The sequence below is a fragment of the Streptomyces sp. NPDC111656 genome (assembly GCF_055656965.1).
In genome coordinates this window covers 64,528-88,773 of record NZ_JBVKCA010000006.1, presented here as the reverse complement: position 1 = coordinate 88,773, position 24,246 = coordinate 64,528, and the positions used below count along the sequence as shown (strand labels likewise).

The following is a 24,246-nucleotide window of genomic DNA, read 5'->3' as shown; positions in this document are numbered from 1 at the left end:
AACAGTAACGGCGGGGATCGGCCGCGGGACAGGTCTTGTAAGACCACAGCCGTGTAACAGGACGGAGGGGATACGGGCAGACACAGCCGACACACAGGACGCACCACGGAAACCGGGTGCACGGGGCGCCCGCGTGACGGATCATGGCGGCATGTCTGCCAACCCACACGACGCACTGCCGATCCGGCTCAACGTCGACGACAGCGACTCGCCGTCGGATGTCGTCGACGCGCTGTTCCTCGGCCGCTTCGCGACGGGCGAGCAGCCGCACTCGCACGCGGCGAACATCGACCGCGTACGGTCCGGGGCGACGCTCCTCCCGCCGGGCGCCCGCGTGCTGCGCTCGGCCCGCGACGACGACCGCAGCGCCACGCTCGCCGAGGGCGACGGCTGGACCCTGCTGGTGTCCCGCTGGAACCGCGGCGCCGACGTCACGGTCACCGCGACCAGCACCGAACTGGCCGCCAAGATCCTCGACCAGGCGACGGACGGCGCGGCGGACGAACCCGAACCCCAGCCGGAGAACGTGACGATGGGGTTCTGGTACGTCTCCCCGCGCCGCGGCCCGCACCGCACCACCCGGCAGATCTCCGCGGGTACGTGGGAGGAGGTGCGGTCGAACTACACCGGACCGGTGGCGGACGCCATGGACCGGCTGATGAAGACGACGCCCGAGGACATCGCGGGCCGGCTGTTGCTGCTGCACGGCCCGCCCGGCACGGGCAAGACCTCGGCCCTGCGCACCCTGGCCCGTTCCTGGCGCGACTGGTGCCAGGTGGACTGTGTCCTCGACCCGGAGCGGCTCTTCTCCGACGTCGGCTATCTGATGGACATCGCGATCGGCGAGGAGGACGGCACGGGCAAGGGCCGCTGGCGGCTGCTCCTGCTCGAGGACTGCGACGAGCTGATCCGCGGCGAGGCCAAGCACACCGCGGGCCAGGCGCTCTCGCGGTTGCTCAACCTCACCGACGGCCTCCTCGGCCAGGGCCGCAACGTGCTCGTGGGCGTCACGACCAACGAGGACCTCGAGCGCCTCCATCCCGCCGTGGTCCGCCCCGGCCGCTGCCTCGCCCGGATCGAGGTCGGCGCGCTGACCCGCCCGGAGGCGGTGAGCTGGCTGGGCACGGAGGAGGGCGTCGGCCGCGACGGCGCGACCCTGGCCGAGCTGTACGCGCTGCGCCGGGGCACGACGCCGACGTCGGTGCCGGACCAGCGGGAGGGCGCGGACGCGGGGCTGTATCTGTAGCTGCCCGGCACTGCGTCCGATGCTTTGATGGTCGTATGACCCTGTTCGTCGGCACGTCGGGGTGGCAGTACAAGGACTGGCGCGGCGTCCTGTACCCGGACGGGGTGCCGATGCGGCTGTGGCTGGAGGAGTACGCGGCACGGTTCGCCACGGTCGAGATCAACAACGCGTTCTATCGGCTTCCGTCGCGGGAGACCTTCGAGAGCTGGCGGGAGCGCACCCCGCCCGACTTCGTCGTCGCCCTCAAGGCGAGCCGCTATCTGACGCACATCAAACGGCTGCGCGACCCGGCGGAGCCGGTCGACCGGCTGCTGAGCCACGCCGCCGGGCTCGGCGACCGCCTGGGCCCGGTCCTGCTCCAGCTCCCGCCCACGCTGCACGCCGACCCCGCCCTTCTCGACGAGTGCCTGGGGCGCTTCCCCGCCGGCGTCCGGGTCGCGGTCGAACCGCGCCACGACTCCTGGTGGACACCGGAGGTGCGCAAGGTGCTCGAGTCACGGGGCGCCGCCCTCTGCTGGGCCGATGTGCTGGCCCGCCCCGTGACACCCCTGTGGCGGACCACCGACTGGGGCTACGTCCGCTTCCACGAGGGCCGCGCCCAGCCGTGGCCGCGCTACGGCCGGCAGTCCCTGACGACCTGGGTACGGCGCGTCACGGACACCTGGCCCGACGACCACGACGTGTACGCGTACTTCAACAACGACCCGAACGCGGCGGCGATCCACGACTCGGTGGCCTTCGCCCACGCGGCAAGAACAACAGGCCTGCCGGTGACCCGCACACCGGACGACAGGTCCTAGTCCCCGTAGGCCGCCCGCAGGGCATCCCGTACGGCGTCCAGCGCGGCGGACTCGGAGAGGCCGAGGCGGTGCACGCGCTCGGCGTACGCCTGTGCGGCCGACGCCGCTTCGCGCTCCGCCGCCGAGCCCGCTGCGGCGACGAACGTCCCGTTGCGGCCGCGCGTCTCGATCACCCCGTCCGACTCCAGCGCCCGGTAGGCCTTGGCGACCGTGTTGGCGGCGAGGCCGAGTTCCTCGGCCAGCCCCCGCACGGTGGGCAGCTTGTAGCCGACCGGTAGCGCGCCGGACCGCGCCTGCTCGGAGATCTGGGCACGCACCTGTTCGTAGGGCGCGGCCCCCTCATCGATGTGGATCTTCAACGTCACGCAGCGATTGTCCCGTACGGAACGGAAAATGAGAGGCACTCGAACACACCTCGCGCGTAGCGTTCGACTCCATGACTGTGATCATCAGCGACGTCCGCCCGGACGACCGACGGCACACCGAGGGCTTCGCCCACATCCGAAACCGCGCCCTCCCCTTCGTGCTGTACACCCCCGAATCCATCGCGTACGACGTCACGCACGCGCACCCCGACGCCCACTACCGCCCGCTGCTCGCGGAGCAGGACGGCGAACCGATCGGCACGGCCCAGGTCGGCATCGCGCACGACAGCGCGGAGCCGAATCAGGGCTACCTCAACGTGTACGTCGACCCCGACCGCACCCGCCGGGGCGCGGGCTCCCTCCTGGTGCGCACCGCCGAGGGGCACCTGGCGGCTCTGGGCGCGACCAAGCTCTTCGCCTGGGTCCTGGACGAGCCGGGCAACCGCGCGTTCGCCGAGAAGCACGGCTACCACGCGAGCCGCTCCGCCCACTTCCTCCGCCTCGATCTGGCGGGCAGCACCCTGCCGGCGCTCCAGAGCCCGCCGCCGGGCGTCGAACTGCGCAAGGGCTCGGACTTCGCCGACGACCCGCGCCCCCTGTTCGCCCTGGACGCGGAGACGATGGCGGACGAACCCAGCGACATCCCCCACGAGTTCACGGACTACCAGGCCTGGCTCCAGGAGACCTGGCACCACCCCCTGTTCAACGCCGAGCTGACCACGGTCGCGCTCGTCGACGGCCGCCCGGTGGCGTTCAGCGCGGCCCGCACGGACGGCGGCACCCGCTACGGCACCGTGATGACGGGCACCGCCGCCGCGTTCCGTGGTCGCGGCCTCGCCAAGCTCGCGAAGAACGACTCGCTGCACCGTGCCCGCGCCGCCGGGTACACGGAGGCGTTCACGGGCAACGACGCCGGCAACGAACCGATGATCGCGGTCAACAAGTGGTTCGGCTACGAGATCTGCGGAACGGAGGTGCGGTATGTCCGCGAACTCGCCTGACGCACCTCGCACCGTGGAGGTCGTCCTCGTCAAGTCCGGTCGTACGAAGATCCGTTACCCTGCCGAACTGCTCGCCGACGACGGCAACCGCGTCACCGTGCGCGCGCCGTGGGCGGGCGAGGGCGTCCGCGACTTCGGCTTCGTACGGTTCGAGCCGGGCGATGTCTTCACCGAGCACTACTGGCGGGACCGCTGGTACGCGGTCAAGGAGGTCCGGGACGCCGAGGGCGTGCGGAAGGGCTGGTACTGCGACATCACCCGCCCGGCCACCCTCTCCGGCGGCGAACTGGTCGTCGAGGACCTCGACCTGGACCTGTGGCGCTCCGCGGACGGCACGGACGTACTGCGCCTGGACGAGGACGAGTTCGCGGCGAGCGGCCTCGCGACGACCGATCCGCGGGCCGCGACCGCCGCGCAGAACGCCCTCGACACACTCGAACTCCTGGCCCGAGAGGGCGACTTCGAGGCCCTGCTCGGCTAGGGCCGGTACCCGGCGGACACCCGCTCGGTGGCCGCCGAGCACCCGGTGGTCAGACGTGGGCCACCACCGCGTACCGCTCGTCCGCCACCTCGCGCCCCCACAGCCGCGGGTCGTCGGACAGCCGCTCCACCCGGAGGACCGAGGTCAGGGGTTCCAGCAGGGCGGCCAGTCGGTCCGCGGGTATGCCGGCGGGGCTCAGCGTCCCCCACACCCCCTCGACCAGGACGAGCCGCCCTCCGGGGCGCAGCAGCCCGCGCCAGTGCCGCAGGACGCGCCCGGGGTCGGGCAGCGCCCACAGGACGTGTCGCACGAGCACGACGTCGAACCGCTGCTCGCCGACGGGCGGTGCCGTCGCGTCACCGACGAGGAACACCGCGTCACGTCCGGCGAGCTTGGCGCGGGCCAGGTCGACCATGCGTGGCGCGCGGTCGATCCCGGTGACGTGGTGGCCCCGCTCGGCCGCGAGGAGCGCCAGGCTGCCGGTGCCGCAGCCGAGGTCGAGCAGGTCGGACGGGGTCTCGGGCAGCCAGGCGCGCAGCCGCTCCGCCCAGGCCTCCCGCACGACGGCGTCGCGCAGCCCGTGGTCCGGTTCGTCGTCGAAGGTGTCGGCCTCGGCGTCCCAGTCCACCCGGTCCGTGTCGGCCACCGCCTCCGCATCCCCGCCCGCGCCGCCGAGCTCCGGCCCCACCTCGCTCGGACAAGGTTTGACACCGCTCTGACCTGGATTCATTTCGTTGTAACCCGTCATGTGCCCCAGGGTGACACCCACCACTGACAGTCGAATCGTGACAGCCGCCACAGACAGATCCGGACTGATGAGCAACTCTCGCGGAAAGGGTCTACCTCCGTACAACCGCGGATCCCGGTAGGCAAAGGAGGCAGCCATGCGCCGTGTGACCGTGCAGAAGCCCCTGAGGAAGTCGGAGTCCCGCCGAGTGCGGGACGAGGCCGACGAGCGCCCGGCCGAGCGTCCGGAGGTCCGCAAGGACATCCACCGCACGTGGTGGCCGGACGAGTGAGCGGCCCGGGCCGCGCGCCCCGGCACTGAGACACGCCCCAGCGCGGAAAGTGTCAGTCGAGCCGCTTGCGGTAGTGGATCCGGTCGTACCGGCCGTCCACGCGGCGCTCCACGACCTCGTACCCGTACTTCGGGTAGATCTTCTGGTTCTCCCACATCATCGCGTTCGTGTAGAGCCTGACCTCGGACAGCCCGAGCGCACGCGCGTGTGCGTCCACGAACGCCAGCAGCCGTCGCCCGACGCCCTCGCCATGGGCGTCGGGGTGGACGGCGATGCTGTCGAGGAAGAGATGGTCCTCGCGCGCCTCGATCACCACGAGGCCCCTCACGGGTTCCCCTGTGACGAACACCCGCCCCGCGGCCACGTTCGCCGCGTGGTCCGCCTCCATGGGCTTCGGCACCACCCCGATGCGCTCGATGTAGTGGCGGTACGCGGCGTCGGTCACCGCTTTCACGGCGGCCACGTCGGCGGCGACGGCCGGGCGGATCTCCGGTTCGTTCGGGGCATCTGTCATGGCCGAAACGGTAGCTACCTGAGCGCAGGCTCAGCACTCCCTTAAGCCGACCATAAGGATCTCCCTCACCCGCCTCCAACAGGCGATTCCGCGGTTTCTTCGGGCTAGCTTGCTGATCACCCCCCACGGGGTCCGCCGTACGCCCGAAGGTCCGCTTCGAGGAGTCCCCCATGCCCGCTCGCCGCAAGGCCGCCGTCGCAGTCGCCGTCGGTGTCGGTGTCGCCCCGGTCGCCCTGACCGCGCTCGCCGCGGCGCCCGCCGTCGCGCACGGCACGATGGGCGACCCGGTCAGCCGGGTCTTGCAGTGCTACGCGGAGAATCCCGAGAGCCCGAAATCCGGCGCCTGCAAGGCGGCCGTCGCGGCCGGCGGCACCCAGGCGCTGTACGACTGGAACGGCATCCGGATCGGCGACGCGAACGGCGGACATCAGCGGCTCATCCCCGACGGGAAGCTGTGCAGCGCGGGCAACGACGAGTTCAAGGGCCTGGACCTGGCCCGCGCCGACTGGCCGACGACGCGCGTGAGCGGCGGCGCGTACACGTTCAAGTACCGGGTGACGGCCCCGCACAAGGGGACCTTCGACGTCTACATCACCAAGGCTGGCTACGACCCGTCCAAGCCGTTGGCCTGGGCCGATCTGGACCTGGCTCACCCGGTCGCCACGAAGACCGACCCGTCCGCGACGAACGGCTACTACACCTTCTCCGGCACCCTGCCGCAGCGCTCGGGCAGACAGCTCCTCTACGCGATCTGGCAGCGCTCGGACAGTCCGGAGGCGTTCTACTCCTGCTCGGACGTCACCTTCGGTGGCGGAGGTTCCGGCAACGCCGGTGCCAGTGGCGGCAGTACGGGCAACAGCGGTACGGGCAGCGGAAGTAATACGGGCACGGGGAGTACCGGAAGCGGTACCACCCCCGCGCCGACCACCCCGGCACCCACCGCTTCCGCGCCCTCCGAGCAGCAGATGGCCGACGGTGCCGACAAGTCGACGGTGCGGCACGACCACCACGACGGCACGGCCACTCCGGCGGCCGACACGAACACCTCCGACGCCGCTCCCGGCGGCTCCGCCGACCGGCCCGAGGCCGCGGGTGTCTCGGAGCGGCACCTCGCCGAGACCGGCGGTGACTCCTCCAGCCCCTATCTCGCGATCGGCGGGGCGAGCGCGCTGGCGCTGGGCGCGGCGGCGCTGTTCTCCTCGGTCCGCCGCCGCGCGCCGCGCGACGGCCGACGCGGTCGCTAGGGCCTGTCCGGTGGATCAAGTCGCAGGAAACGGGCGGTGCTTCATCGACGCTGGTGAGCGGGGCTTGGTGCGTCCAGCTGCAAGGCGGAGGAGGGCGACGACGCGGAGCGTCGGCAACCGACGACAACGCCGCAGATGGGCGTGCCAAGCCCCGCGTCTGCGGCATGATCCGCCGGACAGGCCCTAGGCCCTGTCGTCACATTCCCGGTGCACTCCGGGGCCTGTCCGGCGGCTCAGGTCGGACAGGCCCCGGCCGGGGCGGTCAGCTGAACACGGAGGCGCAGTTCGTGGTGGTGGCGTGTGCCGGGTCGAGGGCGTTGGCCGCCTCGTGGAAGGCGATCCGGTCGAGGAGGCCGATCGCGGCGTGCTCGGACAGATCGACCGGGCACAGGTCCTGCAGCAGCACGTTGTGGACGTCGGATCCGGTGAGGAACTGTGAGCGGTACGGCGTGACCACCTCGTCGTACTTGGTGGCGATCACCGTGTAGTGCACGCCCGGGACGGTGTCGCCGCCGGCGTTGAGCTTGGTCAGGAAGGCGGAGCCGACGATCTGGTCGGCGAGCGCGGGTGTGGCCGCCGACAGCAGGTCCTCGGCGCCCGGGAAGTACGGCAGCAGGTTGGTGAGGCCGTCGAGGTTGGTGCCGTGGTTGTCGGGCGCGATGCCGACGAAGGTGTTCACCTTGGCGGCTCCGCCGAGGAACTTGAGGTAGTAGCGGGGCATCAGGCCGCCCTGCGAGTGGCCGACGAGGTCGGCCTTGGCCGCGCCGGTCGCGGTGAGCACCTTGTCGACGAATACCTGAAGCTGTTCGGCCGACTTGTCGATGGGGCCGAGGGCGTTGAAGAGGGGGACGCCGGGCAGTTGCCCGTAGTCGAGGGAGAAGACGCAGTACCCGCGGTTCACCAGGTAGGGCGCGAAGGCCAGCCAGTTGTCGATCGAGTTGGCGAAGGTGCCGTGGACGAGGACGACGGGGCGGGGATGGGTGGCGGAGGGCTTGCAGGAGTAGTCGTTCCATCCGCTGCTCGGCGCGGCGGCGTGGGCGGTGGCGGCGGGGACCACGGCGACCACGGCGGTCAGCAGGAGTGCGGTGAGGGGTCTGAGCAGGCGCTTCCAGGGCAGCATCGGGTGATCTCCTTGCGGCTCAAGGGAGTTGCGACGACGTACGCCCTGTGATCCGGATCACGAGGATGCTGTTCACTCGTCAAGTTACGGGCGAGTAGCTCAAGTGTGAAGTTACGCGTCAGTAAAAACTTCCAGCGGTGGTCAGAGCGGTGGTCACGGCCGATGCGCCGTCACCAGGAGGGCCTGATGGGACCGTAGGGCGCGATGCGCAGCAAACGGTCGCGCAACGCGCGCATTTCACTCTCCCCGAGTACCTCGCCCCAGGCCCGCACCGCCTCGGCGGCCGCCTCCTCCGCCGCGCGCGTACAGGCCCAGCCGAGTTCGGTCAGCACGATCAGCCGAGCGCGCGCGTCGTCGGGATGCGGCCGCCGCTGCACGTACCCCTTACGCACCAACTCGTCGACAAGCTGACTCGCGGCCTGCTTGGTGACCCCGAGGTGCGCGGCGAGGTCGGTGACCGTCGCGCCGTCCGGGGCGAGCCGGGTGAACGCGAAGCCGTGCGCGGGCCGTATCCCCTCGAACCCCCGGGCGACGACGCCCTCGTGAATGCGTTGCGTCAGCTCACCGGCGACGGCGAGCAGGGCGGCGGACAGGGCCATGGCCTCGGAGTTGTGCACGCGTGCATTGAAACACCCTTGACGAATTGGTCAAGCAGCTTGACCATGAGACCAGCCATTTAGTCAAGCACCTTGACCATCTGCCCTGGAGGCACCCATGCCCGTCGTCCGCTCGTCCGAAGCCGTCGTCCACGAGATCCACGGCGCCCGTTTCGTCTCGTACGCCACTCCCCTCAGCGGGAGCAAGGAGCTGTGCGCCTGGCGCGGCGAGATACCCGCGGGACACAAGGCCCCCGTGCACACCGTCAACCGCGAGGAGATCTTCCACCTCCTCACCGGCGAACTGCTGATCACCCTCGATGGCCGCACCGAGCGGATCACCGCGGGCGACACGGTGATCATCAACCCCGGCGTGCCCCTGGGCATCGAGAACCCGACCCAGGAGGCCGCCACCGCCTGGGTCACCACATCCATCGGCCTCCAGGCGGAACTGGCCGACGGCTCGGTCCTCACTCCCCCGTGGGCGAACTGATCCCCCGTACCGGATCTACGCGGCCAGCGTCCCCGGCATCACCGCACGCGGCCCGAACTTCGCCCGCGCGCGGTCCGCGACCTCCTCGATGCGGCGGACCTTCTCGTCCACGGGGTCAAAGGTCAGCTGGTGGGAGGCCTGTTCGGCGGGAGTGAGGCCCTCGGCGCGCAGGCCGATCGCGCGGACCCGGGCACGCTGGAGGCCGAGCGCCTCGTACAGGGCGTACGCGGTGGCGGTGAGCGCCGAGGAGTGGGCGGTCGGCTCCTTGAGGGTGCGACTGCGGGTGGTCGAGGAGCGGTCGGCGTAGCGGACGGTGAGGGTCAGGGTGCGGCAGACCTTCTCCAGGGCGCGCAGCCGGGTGCCCAGGTCCTCGGTGGCGGAGAGCAGCGCGCGGCGGTGCAGAGCGGGGTCCAATTCGTCGCGGGAGAAGGGGCGTTCGGTGGCGAGAGAGCGCGAGGTGGCGTTCGGGACGACCCGGCCGCGGTCGATGCCGGACGCCTTCTCGTGCAGTTCGCGGCCGGTCCGGGCACCGGTCAGGCGCTGGAGCGTGGACAGGGGCGCGGCGGCGACCTTGCCGATGGTGTCGAGGCCGTACTCGCACAGGGTGCGGGCGGTGGCGCCGCCGACCCCGGGCAGCGCGCCGACGGGCCGCTCGGCGAGGAACTCCGCGACGGCGTCCGGCTCCCCGGGCACCACCCGGGTCACTCCGGGCACGGCCTCCCGCAGTGCCATCCGCGCGAGCATCGGCCCGGGTCCGGCGCCGATCGCGCAGTCGATCCCGTACCGGGCGAGTGCCCGCACCCGGATCAACGAGGCGAACTCCACGGCGGTCCGCCCGAAGTACCGTTCGGCGCCCCGCAGATCGACCAGCGCGCGGTCGGGCGGCAACGCCTCGATGACGGGGGTGAACTCCTCCAACAGTCCGAGGAGCCCCGGCAGGGCGGCCTCGTACATCGGAGGCAACTGGAAACGTACGCAGAGGATGGTCATCCCGCACTCCCCGGACTCTGGTGCCACAACTTCTTTCCTCCCGCGGGCCCTGCGCCCGCGGGACGCAGATCGGCCCAGGGGTGCATCTCGTACCCCGTGGGCATCCGGATCTTCCGGCTCTCCTTCGCGCCGTCCCCCTCCGGCAGGGGCTCCGGCACGGGCTCCGCCAGCCGCGCCGCCACCACGTCGAGGCCGCCCTCGGCGCGCAGCTCGACCAGTTCGGCGAGGTTCCAGGCCGCCGCGCCCACCACGCTGAGGCTGCGCGGGCCCCGGCGCTGCACCACTCCGCGCACCAGCAGCAGCCAGGAGTGGAAGACGGTGTGGGCGCAGGCGTCGTGCGAGTCGTCGAAGAAGGCGAGGTCGACCAGGCCGGTGCCGTCGTCCAGGGTGGTGAAGATGACGCGTTTGCCGGAGCGGATCGGCGGGGTCTGGGTGGCCGCCTTGGCGCCCGCGACCAGGACCGTCTCTCCGTGCCGCGCCTCCCGCAGCCGGCGTGCCGTCACCACGCCCAGCTCCCCCAGGAACTCCCGGTGGTCGTCCATCAGGTTGCGCGAGGCGTCCATCGACAGCACGCCCAGTTCGGCGCTGAGCCGCTCCGCCGAGGAGAGGTCGGGCAGCCCGGCGGAGGCGGTCTTCCGTCCGCCGGACAGGGGGAGTTGGCCGCCGCCCGCACCCCGGGAACCCCGGTGCAGCTCGGTCAGGTGCAGTTGCAGATCACGTCGGTTGGCGCCGAACGCGTCCAGCGCGCCGACCTGCGCGAGCCGCTGTGCGAGCGGCCTGCTCGGCCGGGCCCGCTCCCAGAAGTCGAGCAGGGAGGCGTACGGCTGTCCGTCCGCGATCCGCGCCGCCTCGGCCTCGCTGATGCCGTGCACGTCGGAGAGGGCGAGGCGGACACCCCAGCGGCCGGCAGGGTCAGTAGATTCAGACACCAGTTCGATACGGTGGGCGACCGCCGACCGGTTCACGTCCAACGACAGGATCGGCACCCCCCGCCGCCGCGCGTCCGCCAGCAGCAGCCGCTTCGGATACATCCCGGGGTCGTGCGTGAGCAACCCGGCGTAGAAAGCGGCCGGGTGATGGGCCTTCAGCCACGCCGACTGGTACGTCGGGACGGCGAAGGCGACCGCGTGCGCCTTGCAGAAGCCGTACGACCCGAAGGCCTCGACGATCTCCCAGGTCCGCGCGATGGTCTCGGCGTCGTACCCCTTGGCCGCCGCGTTCTGTGCGAACCAGAACCGGATCCGCCCCTGCGACTCGGGGTCGGACAGCCCGCGCCGCACCCGGTCCGCCTCGTCGCGTCCGCAGCCGGTCATGATGTCGACGATGTCGATGATCTGCTCGTGGAAGACCACGACGCCGTACGTCTCCTTCAGCGGTCCCTCCAGGTCCGGGTGCGGATAGCGGATCGGCGTCCGCCCGTGCCGCGCCTCGATGAACGGCCGCACCATGTCGGCGGCGACCGGTCCCGGCCGGAAGAGCGAGATGTCGACGACGAGGTCGTGGAAGGTCGCGGGCTGCAGCCGCCCGACCAGGTCGCGCTGGCCGGGCGACTCGATCTGGAAGCAGCCCAGCGTCTCGGCGGACTGGATGAGCCGATACGTCGCCGGGTCGCCCGGCGCCACCGCGTCGATGTCCGGCCGGTCCCCCGTGGCCCGCTGCACCTCGGCCACCGCGTGCGCCATCGCGGACTGCATCCGCACGCCCAGCACATCGAGCTTGAGCAGCCCGAGGTCCTCGACGTCCTCCTTGTCGAACTGCGACATGGGGAAGCCCTCACCGCTGGTCGGCACGACCGGCGTACGGGCGAGCAGGGAGGCGTCGGAGAGGAGCACCCCGCACGGGTGCATGGCGATGCCGCGCGGGAGGGCGTCGAGGGACTCGACCAGCTCCCACAACCGTCCGTACTTCCCCCCTTCCCGCTGAACCTCCCTCGCCAGCTCCCGCAGTTCGGGCAGCTCGTCCATCGCCGCTCGGGCGTCGCGGGCGCGGATGTGCGGGAAGGACTTGGCGATCCGGTCGATGTCGGCCGGGTCCATGGAGAGCGCGGCGCCCACATCGCGGACGGCGTGCCGGACCCGGTAGGTCTCGGGCATCGAGACGGTCGCGACCCGCTCGGTGCCGAACCGGTCGATGATCGCGCGGTAGACCTCCAGCCGGCGGGCGGACTCCACGTCGATGTCGATGTCGGGCAGCACCGAGCGGCGCTTGGACAGGAAGCGCTCCATCAGCAGCCCGTGCTCGACCGGGTCGGCGTGCGCGATACCGAGGAGATGGTTGACGAGGGAGCCCGCGCCGGAGCCGCGCGCGGCGACCCGGATGCCCATCTTCCGTACGTCGTCCACGACCTGGGCGACCGTCAGGAAGTAGGAGGCGAAGTCGTGGTGGGCGATGATGTCCAGCTCGCGGTGCATGCGTTCCCAGTAGTCCCGCCTGCGGTCGTAGCCGCGCAGCACCATGCCCGCCGCCGCCCGGGAGGCCAGGACGCGCTGGGCGGTGCGCCGGCCCGCGCCGACGAGATGCGGCTCGGGGAAGTGGACGGTGCCGATGCCGAGGTCGTCCTCGGGATCGACGAGGCACTCGGCGGCGGTGGCCTGGGTCTGTTCGAGCAGACGGTACGCGGTGTCACGGCGGTAGCCCGCGGCCTCGACGATCCGTTCGGCGGCGCCCAGCATGGCGGCCTCGCCCTTGAGCCAGGCCTCGCCGGAGTCCAGCTCGCGCCGGGGGTCGACGGGGACGAGGCGGCGGGCGGCGTCCAGGACGTCGGCGACCGGACCGAGGCCCGGGTCGGCGTACCGGACGGCGTTGCTGAGCACCGGGCGCACCCGCTGTTCGGCGGCGAAGCCGACGGTGCGGGCGGCGAGCCGCAGGGACCCGGGCCCGGTGCCCTCGCGGCCGTGCCAGACGGCTTCGAGACGCAGGGCGTCGCCGTAGATCTCCCGCCAGGGCGCGAGCAGCTTCGCGGCGCGGTCGGGGCGCCCCGCGGCGAGTGCGCGGCCGACGTCGGAGGCGGGTCCGAGCAGCACGGTCAGCCCCTCGGCGTGGTTGTCCGGCCGGAGCAGCAGGGGCTGCCGCCCCGAGCCGCCGTCGGGACCGCCGCCCGCATGCGCCGCCGTGACGATTCTGCAGAGGTCGGCCCAGCCGGCCGCGCCGTCCCGGGCGAGGAAGGTCACCCGAGGAGTCGACTCGTCGATGAAGGCACCGCCACGGACCGGGGCGCGGCGCCGCTCCCCTCGTACGGCCTCCCCGGTACCTCGTACGGGCTCCCCGGCCGCTCGGGCGGAAGCCGAGCCCGTCGGCGCTGAGGCCCCGCCCGTCCGGGCGAAGGCCCCCGCCGTCCGGGCGGAAGCCTTCGCCTCTCGGGCGGGAGCCTCAACCGCGAGGTCCGCCCCGAACAGTGGACGGACACCCGCCTTCGCGCAGGCCTTGGCGAACCGGACCGTGCCCGCGAGGCTGTCCCGGTCGGTGAGCGCGAGGGCGTCCATGCCCCGCTCCGAGGCACGCTCGGCCAGCCGCTCCGGGTGCGAGGCCCCGTACCGCAGGGAGAACCCGGAGACGGTGTGCAGATGCGTGAACCCCGGCACACGCACCTCCCGCACCCGTCCGTATCCGTTCGTGTTCGAGGGCCCTCTCACCAGGCTCTCGAACATTCGTTCCCAATGACCTCACCCCCACCATAGACCAATTTCCGAACAAGTGTGCGACATCCGTTCGAGCCCGTCCCACCTGCGCAAACACCGGTCCACCCGGCCCTGAGCAGGCAGGACGGAGCGCGTCAGCCGATCTGGGCGCCGAAGGCCGACAGCGCCTCGGTGACCGGCTGGAAGAAGGTCTCGCCGCCCGAGGTGCAGTCGCCGCTACCACCCGAGGTGAGGCCGATGGCCGTGGAGCCCGAGAAGAGCGAGCCACCGCTGTCACCGGGCTCGGCGCAGACGTCGGTCTGGATGAGTCCGTCGACGATGTCGCCGTTGCCGTAGTTCACGGTGGCGTCCAGGCCGGTGACCTTGCCGCTGTGCACCTGGGTCGTCGAACCGCTGCGCGTCACCGACTGCCCGACGGTCGCCGCCCCCGCCTGGGTGATGGGCTGCGCGGAGCCGTTGTAGAGATCGACCTCGCTCGGGTGGTCGACCGTCGAGGTGTACTTGACCAGACCGAAGTCGTTGCCGGGGAAGCTGGACTGCTCGTTCGTGCCGATCTCCTTGCCGCTGGAGTCCGACCAGGTGGAGATCTCCCGGGTGCAGTGCCCGGCGGTGATGAAGTACGGCTGTCCGCCCTTGACCACGTTGAAGCCGAGCGAGCAGCGCCCGCCGGAGCCTGTGATCGCGTCGCCGCCCGCGATGAAGGGCTTGAACTCCCCCTTCGTGCGCTGGAGTTCGGCCTTGGCGCCGAGACCGTCGACGACCTTGGTCAGCCGGGCGAGGGTCGCGCCCCCGACCGTGCGGTCGGCGGTGACGACGACCTTGTTGGTCCCCGGGTCGGTCGCCCAGGACGTACCGGGGATGGTCGCGTCCTCCTTGAGGGTGGTACGGGCGCTCGTCAGTTCGGCGAGGGAGTTCTCGACGATTCTGGCCTGGGCGCCGGCCGCCTCGACGACGCGCGCCGCGGCCCGGTCGAGCACATTGACGACGAGGTGCCCGGCCTTCGCGTCGTAATACGTTCCCGCCGCGTCGGGACCCAGGTCCTTGCCGAGTGTCGAGGCGAGCTTTCCGGCCGCCGTGATCGAGAGCGGCCGGGGCGTCGCGCTCTTCCGCGTCTCGCTCGCGTTCGCAGTCTGGAAGGTGACTCCCGCGGCGATCAGGGCGGCGACACTCGCGCCTGCCATGGCTGCGCGCCGCCCGGATATACGTCGGTGCTTCACTTCGCGTCCTCCTGTGGGGGGCGGCCCGGGAGGCCGTGGGGACCTCCGGGGCCGGAAGGCGTACGGAATCGAAAAGCGTACGGGCGCCCACTATTCCGAGACCCACAGGTGGCTCACAAGGTCGACTTCAGGACGCGCGTACAGCAACGGGTGTACGCCCCCGGCACCTTGACCCTGCGTGATCGCACCCTGTGCGTTCGCAGCGCAAACACTGCGTGCGAGTGACGCATGTGCAGTCCGTGAGGTCTAGTCCTGTCTGGTTTTCGACTCTTCAGGGTCCGATCCCAACGGGGGCGCAAGGGAAGACAGTTGCTCCTGCACCGATTGCTCGACCGGTTGCTCCACCGATTCCCGCACCGATTGCTCCACCGATTCCCGCACCGGCTGCTCGGTCGACGGCCGCGTCTGCTCGGGCGCCGGAGCGGCCGGCTGCTGCGCCCGTTCCAGGAACCGAAGCAGTTCCACCGGGAAGGGGAGCACGAGGGTGGAGTTCTTCTCCGCGGCGACCGCCACCACGGTCTGCAGCAGCCGCAGTTGGAGCGCGGCGGGCTGTTCGGACATCACCCCGGCGGCCTCCGCCAGCTTCTTCGACGCCTGCAGCTCGGCGTCCGCGTTGATGACCCGCGCGCGCCGTTCACGGTCGGCCTCGGCCTGCCGGGCCATCGACCGTTTCATCGTCTCCGGCAGCGACACGTCCTTGATCTCGACCCGGTCGATCTGCACACCCCAGCCCATCGCCGGACTGTCGATCATCAGCTCCAGGCCCTGGTTGAGCTTCTCCCGGTTGGAGAGCAGATCGTCCAGGTCGCTCTTGCCGATGATCGAGCGCAGCGAGGTCTGCGCCATCTGCGAGACCGCGAACTGGTAGTCCTCGACCTGGATGACCGCGTCGGCCGCGTCGACCACCTTGAAGTAGACGACCGCGTCGACCCGGACCGTGACGTTGTCCCGCGTGATGCCCTCCTGCGCCGGGACGGGCATCGTCACGATCTGCATGTTGACCTTACGCAGCTTGTCGACGAAGGGCACCACCATGGTGAACCCGGGCCCGCGCACCTCCGAGCGCAACCGTCCGAGGCGCAACACCACACCGCGTTCGTACTGTTTGACGACACGGGCCCCGGCCATCGCGTAGACGATCCCCACGGATACGACGGAGACTCCCGCCGCCACCAGTTCCTCGACCATCACGGCCCCCCAGGGTCCGAAGTGGGCGCATCGGGCAAGTACCGCATCAGGCGCGTACCCGGCGTGTACTTCGACGGTAACTCCGTCACCCGAGCAAGGGCGAGCCCCCGCACGACAGTTGCGTACGGGGGCTCGCCTGCTGCTGGCTGCAGATCCGGTCGTGCGGGTCTTACGGGGTGCGGTCGGTCAGCCGACGCTCACGCCGTAGTAGCTCAGCGCCTCGGTGACCGGCTGGAAGAAGGTCGTACCGCCGGAGGTGCAGTTGCCACTGCCGCCGGAGGTCAGACCGTAGGCGACGGTACCCGCGTAGAGCGGACCGCCGCTGTCGCCACCCTCGGCGCACACGGTGGTCTGGATCATCTGGTAGACCACGTCGCCGCTGCCGTAGTTGACCGTGGCGTTCAGCGCGGTGACCCGGCCGCTGTGCGTGCCGGTGGTCGAGCCGCGACGGTAGACGGTCGTGCCCACACTGGGCGTGGCGGCGCTGCTGATGGTCTGGCTGCCGACCGAGCTGGGGTGGGCGACCGACGAGGTGTAGCGCACCAGCGCGAAGTCGTTGGTCGGGAAGCTGTAGCTGACGTTCGTACCCAGCGTGGTGGACTGGCCCGAGTTGGAGTACCAGGTGGAGGCGACCTCACCGCAGTGGCCGGCGGTCAGGAAGTAGTAGGTGCTCCCGCTGTGCACGTTGAAGCCGAGCGAACAGCGGTAGCCACCGCCGTAGATGGCGTCGCCGCCGGTGATCAGCTTCTTGAACTTGCCCGGGGTGTGCTTGATCGTGAGGGCCGCGGCGTTGCCGCCCGCGTCCTTCTTGATCTTCGCGATCTCGGCCTTGGAGACCGTGCTGTCGACGGTGACGACGACGCGGTTCGTCTTGGCGTCGACCGCCCAGGCGGTTCCCGCGATGTCGGACTTGAGTACCGACTTGTTCACCGTGCTCAGCTGGGTGGCGCTGAACGTATGGACGTCGGATGCGTTCGCGGTGGGGACGGAGAACGCTGCGGCGGCCAGGAGTCCGGTGGTCACGGCGATCAGCCGGGTCCGTCTCGCTATACCGCTGCGGGGGGTGGTGCGCTTGATCCTCACTTGTCGTTCCTCCCGAGGGAAGTAGGGGGCCCGCGTGGGGTCGGGGCCCGTGAGGCGCAGCCGGGAGCCGCCCGACCGGATTCCGGACAAGCCGTGCTCCTGACAAGCGCTGTGGGGGAGTATTCGGCCGCACGGCCGACCGGCGCAAGGGCGCCTTTCGGCCGTGCAGCGTTCAACTGACGTACCACCAGCGGTAGTTGATCTTCCCAGACTCGGGTGTGCGGAATGCGTGTGGATCGTCGGGGCACTCGAAGTGTCAGGAGGGCTTGGAGGAGTGAGCGGAGGGCGCGGAGGAGTGAACCGTCAGAGCAGCGTGCGCTCCCCCGCCGGGACGGCCACGCCCAGGGTGTTCCCGGGCGGCGGGAAGGGGCAGAGGAAGTGGTCGGCGAACGCGCACGGCGGAAGCACGGCCCGGTTGAAGTCCACCGTCGTACGCCCCTCGGCGTCGGGTGCCGCGGGGCGCAGGAACCGGAAGCGGTAGCTGCTGTCCCCGCTGGTGGTGTCGGCGAACACGGCCCACAGCGAGCCGTCGCTCTCCACCGACACCTGGAGCGTGAGGTCCTCGCCGTCCAGGGTGAAGGCGAGGATGCCGCCGAGCCCCAGACCGCGGGCGACTCCGTCCGCGTTCTCCACATGGACGGTCCGGCTCTCGCCGTACGGCGTGAAGTGCCCCGGCACCGACCAGCGCGGGTCGTACGGCGTCGCCTCGACCCCCTTGAAGGCCGCGCGCGCCTCGGAGGCGGGGTCGAAGTCGCGTACGCCCCAGATCCCTTCGCGCACCAGGACGACGAGCCGGCGCTCGCCGAGCCCGACCCGGGACTCGGCCGCCGACCCGGCGTCGGCGTCGAGCCGGACCTCGCCGGTGAAGGGCTTTCCGTCCAGGCTCAGACCGTCCTCGGGGACGGCCGTCAGCAAAACCCCGTCCTCCTGGCCGGTCCACAGCCCGGGGATGTCCGGAAGTCGCCCGTCCGGATAGTCCTCCAGCCAGTGCGTGCCGGTGAGCGCCAACGGGCCGTAGGAGGCGGACACCGTCTCGACGCGGCGCTCGTGCCACCGCTCCCAGTCCTCGGATGCGTCTTTCGTCATGTGATCAACCCTTCCATATGGGTTCCGGCAACCCGAGGTGTGAGCGCAGCGTCGTGCCCGTGTATTCCGTGCGGAAGGCGCCCCGCTCCTGCAGTAGCGGGACCACCCGGTCCACGAACTCGTCCAGTCCGCCCGGGGTCAGATGGGGGACGAGGATGAAGCCGTCGGCGGCGCCGGCCGTCACGAACTCGTCGAGTTCGGCGGCGACCGTCTCCGGCGTGCCGACGAAGGACTGCCGCCCGGACGCCTCGATCACGGTCTGCCGGATGGACAGTCCCTTCGCCCGTGACAGGGCCCGCCACTTCTCCGCCACCGCGAGGGGGTCGGCGACGCGCACCCGCCCCTGCGCGAGGGCCGGCTCCGGCTCCGGGTCGATGTCGGGCAGGGGCCCGTCGGGGTCGTACGAGGAGAGGTCGACGCCCCAGATCTGCTCCAGCGCGAGGAGCGCGTTCTGCGGGGAGACCTGTCGGCGGCGGATCTCGGCGGCCCGCTCCCGCGCGTCCGCCGCGGTGTCACCGAGCACGACGGTGACACCGGGCATGATCTTCAGGTCCTCGGGCGACCGCCCGTACGTCGCGAGCCGCCCCTTCACATCGGCGTAGAACTCCCGGCCGGCGTCCAGGGTCCCGTGCCGGGTGAAGACCACGTCCGCCGTGGCCGCGGCGAACTCCCGGCCCTCGTCCGAGTCCCCGGCCTGGATGACGACGGGCTGCCCCTGCGGTGAGCGCGGCAGCCCGAACTCCCCCGCGATGTCGAAGTGCTGCCCGTGGTGGGCGAAGGGGCGCGCCACGCCTTCCGGCGTCCAGGAGTCCCACAGCTCTCGTGCGGTGGCGACGAATTCGGCGGCGCGCGCATACCGGTCGGCGCGGTCGAGGAAGCCGCCGCGGCGGAAGTTCTCCCCGGTGAAGGCGTCGGAGGAGGTGACCACGTTCCAGCCGACCCGGCCCCCGCTGAGGTGGTCCAGCGTGGCCAGTCTGCGGGCGAGTTCGTAGGGCTCGTTGAAGGTCGTGTTGACCGTGGAGGCGAGCCCGAGCCGTTCGGTGACGGCGGCGAGCGCGCCCAGGACGGTGATCGACTCCGGGCGCCCCACGACGTCCAGGTCGTGGACGCGTCCCTTGTGCTCGCGCAGCCGCAGCCCCTCGGCGAGGAAGAAGAAGTCGAACAGGCCGCGTTCGGCGGTGCGCGCGAGATGTTCGAAGGAGGCGAAGTCGATCTGGGACTTCGAGCGCGGGTCGGTCCAGACGGTGGTGCTGTTGACGCCCGGGAAGTGCGCCGCCAGATGCATGCGCTTGCGTACGGTCATGACGCTCCCCCTGTCACGGCGTACTGGTTGGCGGGCCGGGCCAGTCCCAGGTGCTCCCTGAGCGTGCTGCCCGGATAGAAGGTGCGGAACAGACCGCGGTGCTGGAGCAGCGCCACCGTTCCGTTCACGAGCCGCTCCAGGTCACGGCGCGGCTCGACCGGGGTGAGGTGGAAGCCGTCGACGGCCTCGGACGCGTGCCAGGCGGCGATCAGCTCGGCCAGGTCGACCGGGCCGCCCCGGTACAGCGGCCCCTGCGCGGTCTGCCGGGGACCGCCACCCCCGTGGCCCGGCTCGGCCGCGCGCTCCCCGTCGCCGAGGTCGACGACGAGCGAGCCGAGGACCCGCAGGGTGTCGGGGTTGCGGCCGAACTGTGCTGCCGCTTCCCGGAGTTCGGCCCGTACGGCCCGGGCCTGCGCGGGTCCCACGCCCCGGACGAGCGCCACGTCGGCGTACCGGGCGGCGACCCGACGGGCGGGCCCCTCGGTGGCGTCGACGACCCGGACGGGGTGGCCCTGCGGGGGCCGCGGCACGATCGAGGGGCCCTTCACGAAGAAGGTGGCGCCCCGGAAGTCGACGTGGTGCAGTTTGTCGCGGTCGACGAAACGGCCGGTGGCCTCGTCGCGTATCTCGGCGTCGTCCTCCCAGCTGTCCCAGAGCCGGGCAGCCACCTCGGCGATCTCGCCGGCCTCCCGCCACAGCGCGTCGGCGGGTGCCGCGTGCCTGCGGCCGAAGAGGCGGGCCTCGCCCTCGGTCGTCGACACGTCAAGCTGCCAGCCGGCCCGGCCGCGGCTGACCCAGTCGAGGGTCGCCACCGCCGCCTGGACGTGGAAGGGCTCGGTGTGGGTGGTGGTCACGGTCGGCACCAGACCGATCCGGCGGGTGACGGGCGCGACACGGGAGAGCACGGCGAGCGCGTCGGGCCCGGGGCGCGTGAAGGTGTCGCCGAGCGTCACGAAGTCGAGCCCGCCGCGCTCCGCGAGCTGCGCCGGCCCGACGTACGAGGCGGCGTCGAAGGCCGCCTGTTGATCGAGGGCGGCGGCCAGGTGCAGCAGCCCCCGGCCGTGCGGTGCGGTCATATCGGGTGAAACCTTTCTCCGGTAATCCGATCAGAGCCCCCTGGAGAGGGATCAAAGAACCTTGGACAGGAACGACCGCGTCCGTTCGTGCCGCGGCCGGTCGAGTACGTCGGCGGGGGCGCCCTGTTCGACGATCCGCCCGTCGTCCATGAAGACGACGGTGTCGGCGACCTCCCGGGCGAACCCGATCTCGTGCGTGACGACGATCATCGTGGTGCCCTGGTGGGCCAGGTCCTTGATGACGTCGAGGACTTCGCCGACCAGCTCGGGGTCGAGCGCCGAGGTCGGCTCGTCGAAGAGCAGCAGCTTCGGTTCCAGGGCGAGCGCGCGGGCGATGGCGACGCGTTGCTGCTGGCCGCCGGAGAGCTGCTTCGGGTAGGCGTCGGCCTTGTCGGCGAGCCCCACCCGGTCGAGCAGCGCCCGCGCCGCCTCGACGGCGTCCTTGTGCGGGCGCTTCAGCGCGGAGACCGGGGCCTCGACGATGTTGTCCAGCACGGTGAGGTGCGGAAAGAGGTTGAAGTTCTGGAAGACGAACCCGATGCGGGTGCGCTGTCTCAGGATCTCGCGCTCGCGCAGCTCGTACAGCTTGTCGCCGGAGCGCCGGTAGCCGACCAGCGAGCCGTCGACGCTGATGCGGCCCCGGTCCACCTTCTCCAGGTGGTTGATGGTGCGCAGCAGCGTGGACTTGCCGGAGCCGGACGGGCCGAGGATCACGGTGACCTCGCCGGTGCGCACCGCGAGGTCGATGCCCTTGAGCACTTCCAGTGGGCCGAAGCTCTTGTGGACGGACCTGATGTCGACCATGACGGTCATCGTGTGAATCCCTTGTGCTGGCAGTGGAGTTGATGGTCGGGGGGGTTACGCGACGGCCCGATACGCAAGATCGCGCAGGAACGCCAGCGCGGCTCGCGCGGTGGCGTCGTTCTGCCGGAACGCGGGCCCGCCGGTGCGCGGCCGGGTGAAGGCGCCGGGGGTACGTACGTCGGTGTAGGGCCCCAGTGCGAAGCGCCGGGGATGCGGCCGGCCGCCCCCGTCGAGGATCCGCCCGTCGGAGCGGTCCACCCGCAGCAGCCCCTCCGGGGTCTCGACGGCGCCGTCGGCGTGCAGTTCACGCAACAGCGGGTCGAGGGCGCGCCCGACGGTGGGCTCGGGCAGCCGCGCCTCGACGAGCGCCCGCGCCTCGACCGTCTCGCCCGGCACGGTCGCGCTCGACGCCCGGAACACCCCGTCCTCGGCGACCACGGCCATGTCCGCGCCCACGAACCGCACGACGCCGGCCCGGGACAGTGCGAGCATCTGCCGCAGCCGGGGTCCGGGCGGTCCTGAGGCGAGGTAGCTGAAGAAGCCGTGCCACCAGGGTCCGACGTCTCCGAGCCTGATCAACTGCCCGTAGACGGAGAGCAGTCCGAGAAAGACGGCCAGGTCAGGGCTGTTTCCGGGATCATGACGGCGCCGCAGATCTCCCTCGACGTACGCCCGCAGCCCGTCCTGGAACTCCTCGTGCGACGCGTACCGCACCCCGTCCAGCGGACGGTCGAGCGCCGCGAGGTCGAGCCGGTCGGCGGGGTCGGGCACGGCGGATGCCACGAGGGCCTCACGCTCCACCGCCTCCCCGGCCGCGTACTTCTCCTCGAAGTCGGTCCAGGCGATCGCCGTCCGCTCGGGGTGGACGGTGAACAGCCGGTGGTAGTGCGCGAACCCCAGCTCCTTCTCGATCGACGGCCACACGTCCCGCCTGAAGTCGAAGCCCTCCGGCCGCGCCAGCAGCGCGTCGACCTCGGCGGGCCCGAAGAACCGTGGCAGCGGCGGCCGTTCACCGGTCCAGTCGTATCCGATCTTCGAGTGGTACGGCACTCCGCGCCGCGATCCGACGTACAGCACCGGTTCCCGCCCCGACGGAAGGTAGGTGTCACCGTCGTACCGCCCGCCCCGCCCCTCCGTGAGCAGCACCATCAGGTCGACGAAGGCGAGCCCGAAGCCGCGCACGAGGACGGGTTCGCCGGGCGCGAGCGAGGACAGGTCGCTGTCGGCGGTGAAGTCGGGCGGCAGATGGACCAGGTCGTGGGCGCGGGCGTACGTCGCCAACTCGTGTTGCTCCTGGTCGAGTTCGGCGTCGAGGTGGCCGATCGCGAGAACGACGAGGTCGGCGAGGAGGGGACGCGGACGGCCCTCCAGCCACACCTGCTGGCGCCCCTCGCGCGGGCCGCTGACGCGCAGGGCCCTGCACGGGTGATGGTGGACGGTGACGTCCGGCGGCAGGCCGGCCACGGCTTGCTCGTGCACCCAGCCCAGGTAAGCCCCTTGCAGCTGTCGGTCGGCGAAGGTACGGCCGTCGATGGCCGCCCATTCGTGCAGCGTGGGACCGGGGCGCACGGGCCCGTCCATGACCACCGTCTCGTCGGTGAACATGGTGACGTCCTCGGCGTGCGAGTTCATCCACAACAGCGGCGACTGCGCCTCGCGCCAGATGCGTCCGGCACCCGGCGGATGGGGGTCGACGAGATGGATGTCGAGTCCCGAACCGGCGTACAGCTCGGGCGCGTTGGCGGCGATGCGCTCGATGAGACCGGTCCCCCGCGGCCCGGCCCCGACGATCACGAGAGAGGGCTTCATCGGGTGCGCTCCGAGCCGCGCGCGTAGTGCTTCTCGACGTAGTACTGGCCGAGGCCGAGGACCGAGGTGACGACGGTGTACCAGAGGGTGGCGACCATCAGCAGCGGGATGACCTGGTAGGTGCGGTGATAGACCAGCTGTACCGAGAAGAGCAGGTCCTGCACGGCGATGACGCTGATGATCGAGGTGCCCTTGAGAGTGCCGATCAGCATGTTCCCGGCGGGCGGCACGATGGAGCGCATCGCCTGCGGCAGCACGATCCGCCACCAGCGGCGCCACCGGCTCAGACCGAGCGCCTGCGCGGCCTCGATCTGCCCGCGGTCGACGGAGAGGATGCCACCGCGCACCACCTCGGCGGCGTACGCGGCCTCGTGCAGGGTGAGCCCGATGATCGCGACCGCGATCGGGGTGAACAGATTGACCGTCTTCACGCCGAGGAGCTCGGGATACAGCGCCCCGATGTTGAACCACAGCAGCAACTGCACCAGGATCGGAATCGACCGGAACAGCCATACGTAACCCCAACTGACGCTGCGCAGCACGGGATTGGCGGACAGTCGGGCCGCCGCGAGCAGCGTCCCCAGCGCGAAACCGAGCACCATCACCACAGCCGTCAGCCACAGGGTGAGCCACAGGCCGCGCAGCACGGAGTCCGAGGTGAAGTAGTCACCGACCACCCCCCACTGGAAGGCCTTGTTGCGGACGACGGAGGTGACGGCGAGCCCGAGCAGGACGAGTACGGCGACGGCGGCCGTCCACTGGCCCAGACGGCGCTGCGGAACGATCCGCAGGGAGTCGGCCTGCTCCGGTATGTCCGGTGCGGCGGATGTTTTGGCGAGGGTGTCGGAAGACATGCGAAGACTCCGTGACGTAGTCGAACACGGGTGGATGCCTTCACACGAAGCGCCTCGCGGCGCAGTACGGCCGAGCCCCTCAGCAGGGCCGTCCACCGAGAGTACGGGCCCGTTTCCCCCCGCTGTCAAGGCTGTCCATACTGTGAGCCGTACGTCTCAAGTCGGTTGACGCAGAACCGGATGCCTGTTCCACTTGGCCCATGCATCCACAGCAGTGGCTGGTCAAGCGCTCCCACATCGACTTCGGTCGAGTGTGGTCCTCTTCCTGTTGAGCTGACCCACTGCGCGCCCTGATCGCTTGATCCCTTGATCGATCCGA

General features: G+C 71.1%; 23 protein-coding genes. 7 read left to right on the top strand and 16 right to left on the bottom strand.

Annotation, left to right across the window (positions count from 1 at the left end; all coding sequences use genetic code 11):
- Window positions 1-151: 151 nt before the first annotated feature.
- Entirely contained in the window at window positions 152-1,246 is a 1,095-nt protein-coding gene (locus ACZ7M3_RS19375) for a DUF5925 domain-containing protein (protein WP_054231066.1), read from the top strand.
- 35 nt (window positions 1,247-1,281) lie between these two features.
- Window positions 1,282-2,046 (top strand): DUF72 domain-containing protein, encoded by a 765-nt coding sequence (locus ACZ7M3_RS19370; RefSeq protein WP_472064690.1) that lies wholly within the window; start codon window positions 1,282-1,284, stop codon window positions 2,044-2,046.
- Here ACZ7M3_RS19370 and ACZ7M3_RS19365 read toward each other — a convergent pair.
- Window positions 2,043-2,411: a GntR family transcriptional regulator gene (locus tag ACZ7M3_RS19365; protein WP_177324034.1), complete on the bottom strand. Its 369-nt coding sequence runs from the start codon at window positions 2,409-2,411 to the stop codon at window positions 2,043-2,045. The genes ACZ7M3_RS19370 and ACZ7M3_RS19365 overlap by 4 nt on opposite strands.
- A 71-nt stretch (window positions 2,412-2,482) precedes the next feature.
- Between ACZ7M3_RS19365 and ACZ7M3_RS19360 the strand changes: the two genes are divergently transcribed.
- Together ACZ7M3_RS19360 and ACZ7M3_RS19355 are read left to right on the top strand one after the other, a co-directional pair.
- Complete coding sequence (locus tag ACZ7M3_RS19360; RefSeq protein WP_472064688.1) at window positions 2,483-3,412, top strand: GNAT family N-acetyltransferase; 930 nt, start codon at window positions 2,483-2,485, stop codon at window positions 3,410-3,412.
- On the top strand, window positions 3,393-3,893 hold the full coding sequence (locus tag ACZ7M3_RS19355) for a ribonuclease FAU-1 family protein (protein WP_472064686.1): 501 nt from the start codon (window positions 3,393-3,395) through the stop codon (window positions 3,891-3,893). The genes ACZ7M3_RS19360 and ACZ7M3_RS19355 overlap by 20 nt, the downstream gene beginning before the upstream one ends.
- A 49-nt stretch (window positions 3,894-3,942) precedes the next feature.
- Here ACZ7M3_RS19355 and ACZ7M3_RS19350 read toward each other — a convergent pair whose 3' ends face one another.
- Entirely contained in the window at window positions 3,943-4,539 is a 597-nt protein-coding gene (locus tag ACZ7M3_RS19350) for a class I SAM-dependent methyltransferase (RefSeq protein ID WP_472064684.1), read from the bottom strand.
- 238 nt (window positions 4,540-4,777) lie between these two features.
- Here ACZ7M3_RS19350 and ACZ7M3_RS19345 point away from each other — a divergent pair, with 238 nt between their 5' ends.
- The gene (locus ACZ7M3_RS19345) at window positions 4,778-4,912 is read left to right on the top strand and encodes a hypothetical protein (protein ID WP_472064682.1); all 135 of its coding nucleotides are present in this window, start codon (window positions 4,778-4,780) and stop codon (window positions 4,910-4,912) included.
- A 52-nt stretch (window positions 4,913-4,964) separates the two neighbouring features.
- Here the strand turns inward: ACZ7M3_RS19345 and ACZ7M3_RS19340 are convergent, their stop codons facing one another.
- The gene (locus tag ACZ7M3_RS19340) at window positions 4,965-5,426 is read right to left on the bottom strand and encodes a GNAT family N-acetyltransferase (protein ID WP_472064680.1); all 462 of its coding nucleotides are present in this window, start codon (window positions 5,424-5,426) and stop codon (window positions 4,965-4,967) included.
- A 170-nt stretch (window positions 5,427-5,596) separates the two neighbouring features.
- On the opposite strand from ACZ7M3_RS19340, the gene ACZ7M3_RS19335 reads away from it, so the two are divergent.
- Complete coding sequence (locus ACZ7M3_RS19335; protein ID WP_472064678.1) at window positions 5,597-6,670, top strand: lytic polysaccharide monooxygenase auxiliary activity family 9 protein; 1,074 nt, start codon at window positions 5,597-5,599, stop codon at window positions 6,668-6,670.
- 262 nt (window positions 6,671-6,932) lie between these two features.
- On the opposite strand, the gene ACZ7M3_RS19330 is transcribed toward ACZ7M3_RS19335, so the two are convergent.
- Together ACZ7M3_RS19330 and ACZ7M3_RS19325 are read right to left on the bottom strand one after the other, a co-directional pair.
- Complete coding sequence (locus ACZ7M3_RS19330) at window positions 6,933-7,790, bottom strand: esterase/lipase family protein (RefSeq protein WP_472064676.1); 858 nt, start codon at window positions 7,788-7,790, stop codon at window positions 6,933-6,935.
- A gap of 170 nt (window positions 7,791-7,960) precedes the next feature.
- Window positions 7,961-8,407, bottom strand: coding sequence for a MarR family winged helix-turn-helix transcriptional regulator (locus tag ACZ7M3_RS19325; protein ID WP_472064674.1), 447 nt, complete (start codon window positions 8,405-8,407; stop codon window positions 7,961-7,963).
- Between the two features lie 97 nt (window positions 8,408-8,504).
- Between ACZ7M3_RS19325 and ACZ7M3_RS19320 the strand changes: the two genes are divergently transcribed.
- Window positions 8,505-8,879 (top strand): cupin domain-containing protein, encoded by a 375-nt coding sequence (locus ACZ7M3_RS19320; protein ID WP_472064672.1) that lies wholly within the window; start codon window positions 8,505-8,507, stop codon window positions 8,877-8,879.
- 15 nt (window positions 8,880-8,894) lie between these two features.
- Here ACZ7M3_RS19320 and ACZ7M3_RS19315 read toward each other — a convergent pair whose 3' ends face one another.
- The 11 genes from ACZ7M3_RS19315 to ACZ7M3_RS19265 form a co-directional block, all read right to left on the bottom strand.
- Window positions 8,895-9,869 carry a DNA polymerase Y family protein gene (locus ACZ7M3_RS19315; protein WP_472064670.1) on the bottom strand — a complete coding sequence of 325 codons (975 nt, stop codon included), beginning with the start codon at window positions 9,867-9,869 and terminating at the stop codon, window positions 8,895-8,897.
- The gene (locus ACZ7M3_RS19310) at window positions 9,866-13,450 is read right to left on the bottom strand and encodes a DNA polymerase III subunit alpha (RefSeq protein WP_472064668.1); all 3,585 of its coding nucleotides are present in this window, start codon (window positions 13,448-13,450) and stop codon (window positions 9,866-9,868) included. The genes ACZ7M3_RS19315 and ACZ7M3_RS19310 overlap by 4 nt, the downstream gene beginning before the upstream one ends.
- A 191-nt stretch (window positions 13,451-13,641) precedes the next feature.
- Window positions 13,642-14,724, bottom strand: coding sequence for a S1 family peptidase (locus ACZ7M3_RS19305; protein WP_472064666.1), 1,083 nt, complete (start codon window positions 14,722-14,724; stop codon window positions 13,642-13,644).
- Between the two features lie 246 nt (window positions 14,725-14,970).
- Window positions 14,971-15,912, bottom strand: coding sequence for a slipin family protein (locus tag ACZ7M3_RS19300; RefSeq protein WP_472065225.1), 942 nt, complete (start codon window positions 15,910-15,912; stop codon window positions 14,971-14,973).
- A 186-nt stretch (window positions 15,913-16,098) separates the two neighbouring features.
- Window positions 16,099-16,995, bottom strand: coding sequence for a S1 family peptidase (locus ACZ7M3_RS19295; protein WP_095855482.1), 897 nt, complete (start codon window positions 16,993-16,995; stop codon window positions 16,099-16,101).
- Window positions 16,996-17,298: 303 nt separating this feature from the next.
- Window positions 17,299-18,081, bottom strand: coding sequence for a DUF1684 domain-containing protein (locus ACZ7M3_RS19290; RefSeq protein WP_452969536.1), 783 nt, complete (start codon window positions 18,079-18,081; stop codon window positions 17,299-17,301).
- 4 nt (window positions 18,082-18,085) lie between these two features.
- On the bottom strand, window positions 18,086-19,384 hold the full coding sequence (locus ACZ7M3_RS19285; protein ID WP_472064664.1) for an NtaA/DmoA family FMN-dependent monooxygenase: 1,299 nt from the start codon (window positions 19,382-19,384) through the stop codon (window positions 18,086-18,088).
- Window positions 19,381-20,460 carry an LLM class flavin-dependent oxidoreductase gene (locus ACZ7M3_RS19280; RefSeq protein WP_472064662.1) on the bottom strand — a complete coding sequence of 360 codons (1,080 nt, stop codon included), beginning with the start codon at window positions 20,458-20,460 and terminating at the stop codon, window positions 19,381-19,383. Before ACZ7M3_RS19280 ends, ACZ7M3_RS19285 begins: the two co-directional genes overlap by 4 nt.
- Window positions 20,461-20,511: 51 nt before the next feature.
- Window positions 20,512-21,273 carry an amino acid ABC transporter ATP-binding protein gene (locus ACZ7M3_RS19275; RefSeq protein ID WP_452969542.1) on the bottom strand — a complete coding sequence of 254 codons (762 nt, stop codon included), beginning with the start codon at window positions 21,271-21,273 and terminating at the stop codon, window positions 20,512-20,514.
- Between the two features lie 45 nt (window positions 21,274-21,318).
- Window positions 21,319-23,073, bottom strand: a complete 1,755-nt coding sequence (locus ACZ7M3_RS19270) for an FAD/NAD(P)-binding protein (RefSeq protein ID WP_472064660.1) — start codon at window positions 23,071-23,073, stop codon at window positions 21,319-21,321.
- Window positions 23,070-23,927 carry an amino acid ABC transporter permease gene (locus ACZ7M3_RS19265; RefSeq protein ID WP_067364988.1) on the bottom strand — a complete coding sequence of 286 codons (858 nt, stop codon included), beginning with the start codon at window positions 23,925-23,927 and terminating at the stop codon, window positions 23,070-23,072. The genes ACZ7M3_RS19270 and ACZ7M3_RS19265 overlap by 4 nt, the downstream gene beginning before the upstream one ends.
- Window positions 23,928-24,246: the final 319 nt, after the last annotated feature.

Coding starts and splice junctions, on each gene's coding strand:
- ACZ7M3_RS19370 (WP_472064690.1), top strand. CDS start 1,282: ATGACCCTGTTCGTCGGCACGTCGGGGTGGCAGTACAAGGACTGGCGC.
- ACZ7M3_RS19375 (WP_054231066.1), top strand. CDS start 152: ATGTCTGCCAACCCACACGACGCACTGCCGATCCGGCTCAACGTCGAC.
- ACZ7M3_RS19275 (WP_452969542.1), bottom strand. CDS start 21,273: ATGACCGTCATGGTCGACATCAGGTCCGTCCACAAGAGCTTCGGCCCA.
- ACZ7M3_RS19285 (WP_472064664.1), bottom strand. CDS start 19,384: ATGACCGTACGCAAGCGCATGCATCTGGCGGCGCACTTCCCGGGCGTC.
- ACZ7M3_RS19320 (WP_472064672.1), top strand. CDS start 8,505: ATGCCCGTCGTCCGCTCGTCCGAAGCCGTCGTCCACGAGATCCACGGC.
- ACZ7M3_RS19265 (WP_067364988.1), bottom strand. CDS start 23,927: ATGTCTTCCGACACCCTCGCCAAAACATCCGCCGCACCGGACATACCG.
- ACZ7M3_RS19280 (WP_472064662.1), bottom strand. CDS start 20,460: ATGACCGCACCGCACGGCCGGGGGCTGCTGCACCTGGCCGCCGCCCTC.
- ACZ7M3_RS19335 (WP_472064678.1), top strand. CDS start 5,597: ATGCCCGCTCGCCGCAAGGCCGCCGTCGCAGTCGCCGTCGGTGTCGGT.
- ACZ7M3_RS19290 (WP_452969536.1), bottom strand. CDS start 18,081: ATGACGAAAGACGCATCCGAGGACTGGGAGCGGTGGCACGAGCGCCGC.
- ACZ7M3_RS19300 (WP_472065225.1), bottom strand. CDS start 15,912: ATGGTCGAGGAACTGGTGGCGGCGGGAGTCTCCGTCGTATCCGTGGGG.
- ACZ7M3_RS19270 (WP_472064660.1), bottom strand. CDS start 23,073: ATGAAGCCCTCTCTCGTGATCGTCGGGGCCGGGCCGCGGGGGACCGGT.
- ACZ7M3_RS19330 (WP_472064676.1), bottom strand. CDS start 7,790: ATGCTGCCCTGGAAGCGCCTGCTCAGACCCCTCACCGCACTCCTGCTG.
- ACZ7M3_RS19345 (WP_472064682.1), top strand. CDS start 4,778: ATGCGCCGTGTGACCGTGCAGAAGCCCCTGAGGAAGTCGGAGTCCCGC.
- ACZ7M3_RS19315 (WP_472064670.1), bottom strand. CDS start 9,869: ATGACCATCCTCTGCGTACGTTTCCAGTTGCCTCCGATGTACGAGGCC.
- ACZ7M3_RS19355 (WP_472064686.1), top strand. CDS start 3,393: ATGTCCGCGAACTCGCCTGACGCACCTCGCACCGTGGAGGTCGTCCTC.
- ACZ7M3_RS19360 (WP_472064688.1), top strand. CDS start 2,483: ATGACTGTGATCATCAGCGACGTCCGCCCGGACGACCGACGGCACACC.
- ACZ7M3_RS19340 (WP_472064680.1), bottom strand. CDS start 5,426: ATGACAGATGCCCCGAACGAACCGGAGATCCGCCCGGCCGTCGCCGCC.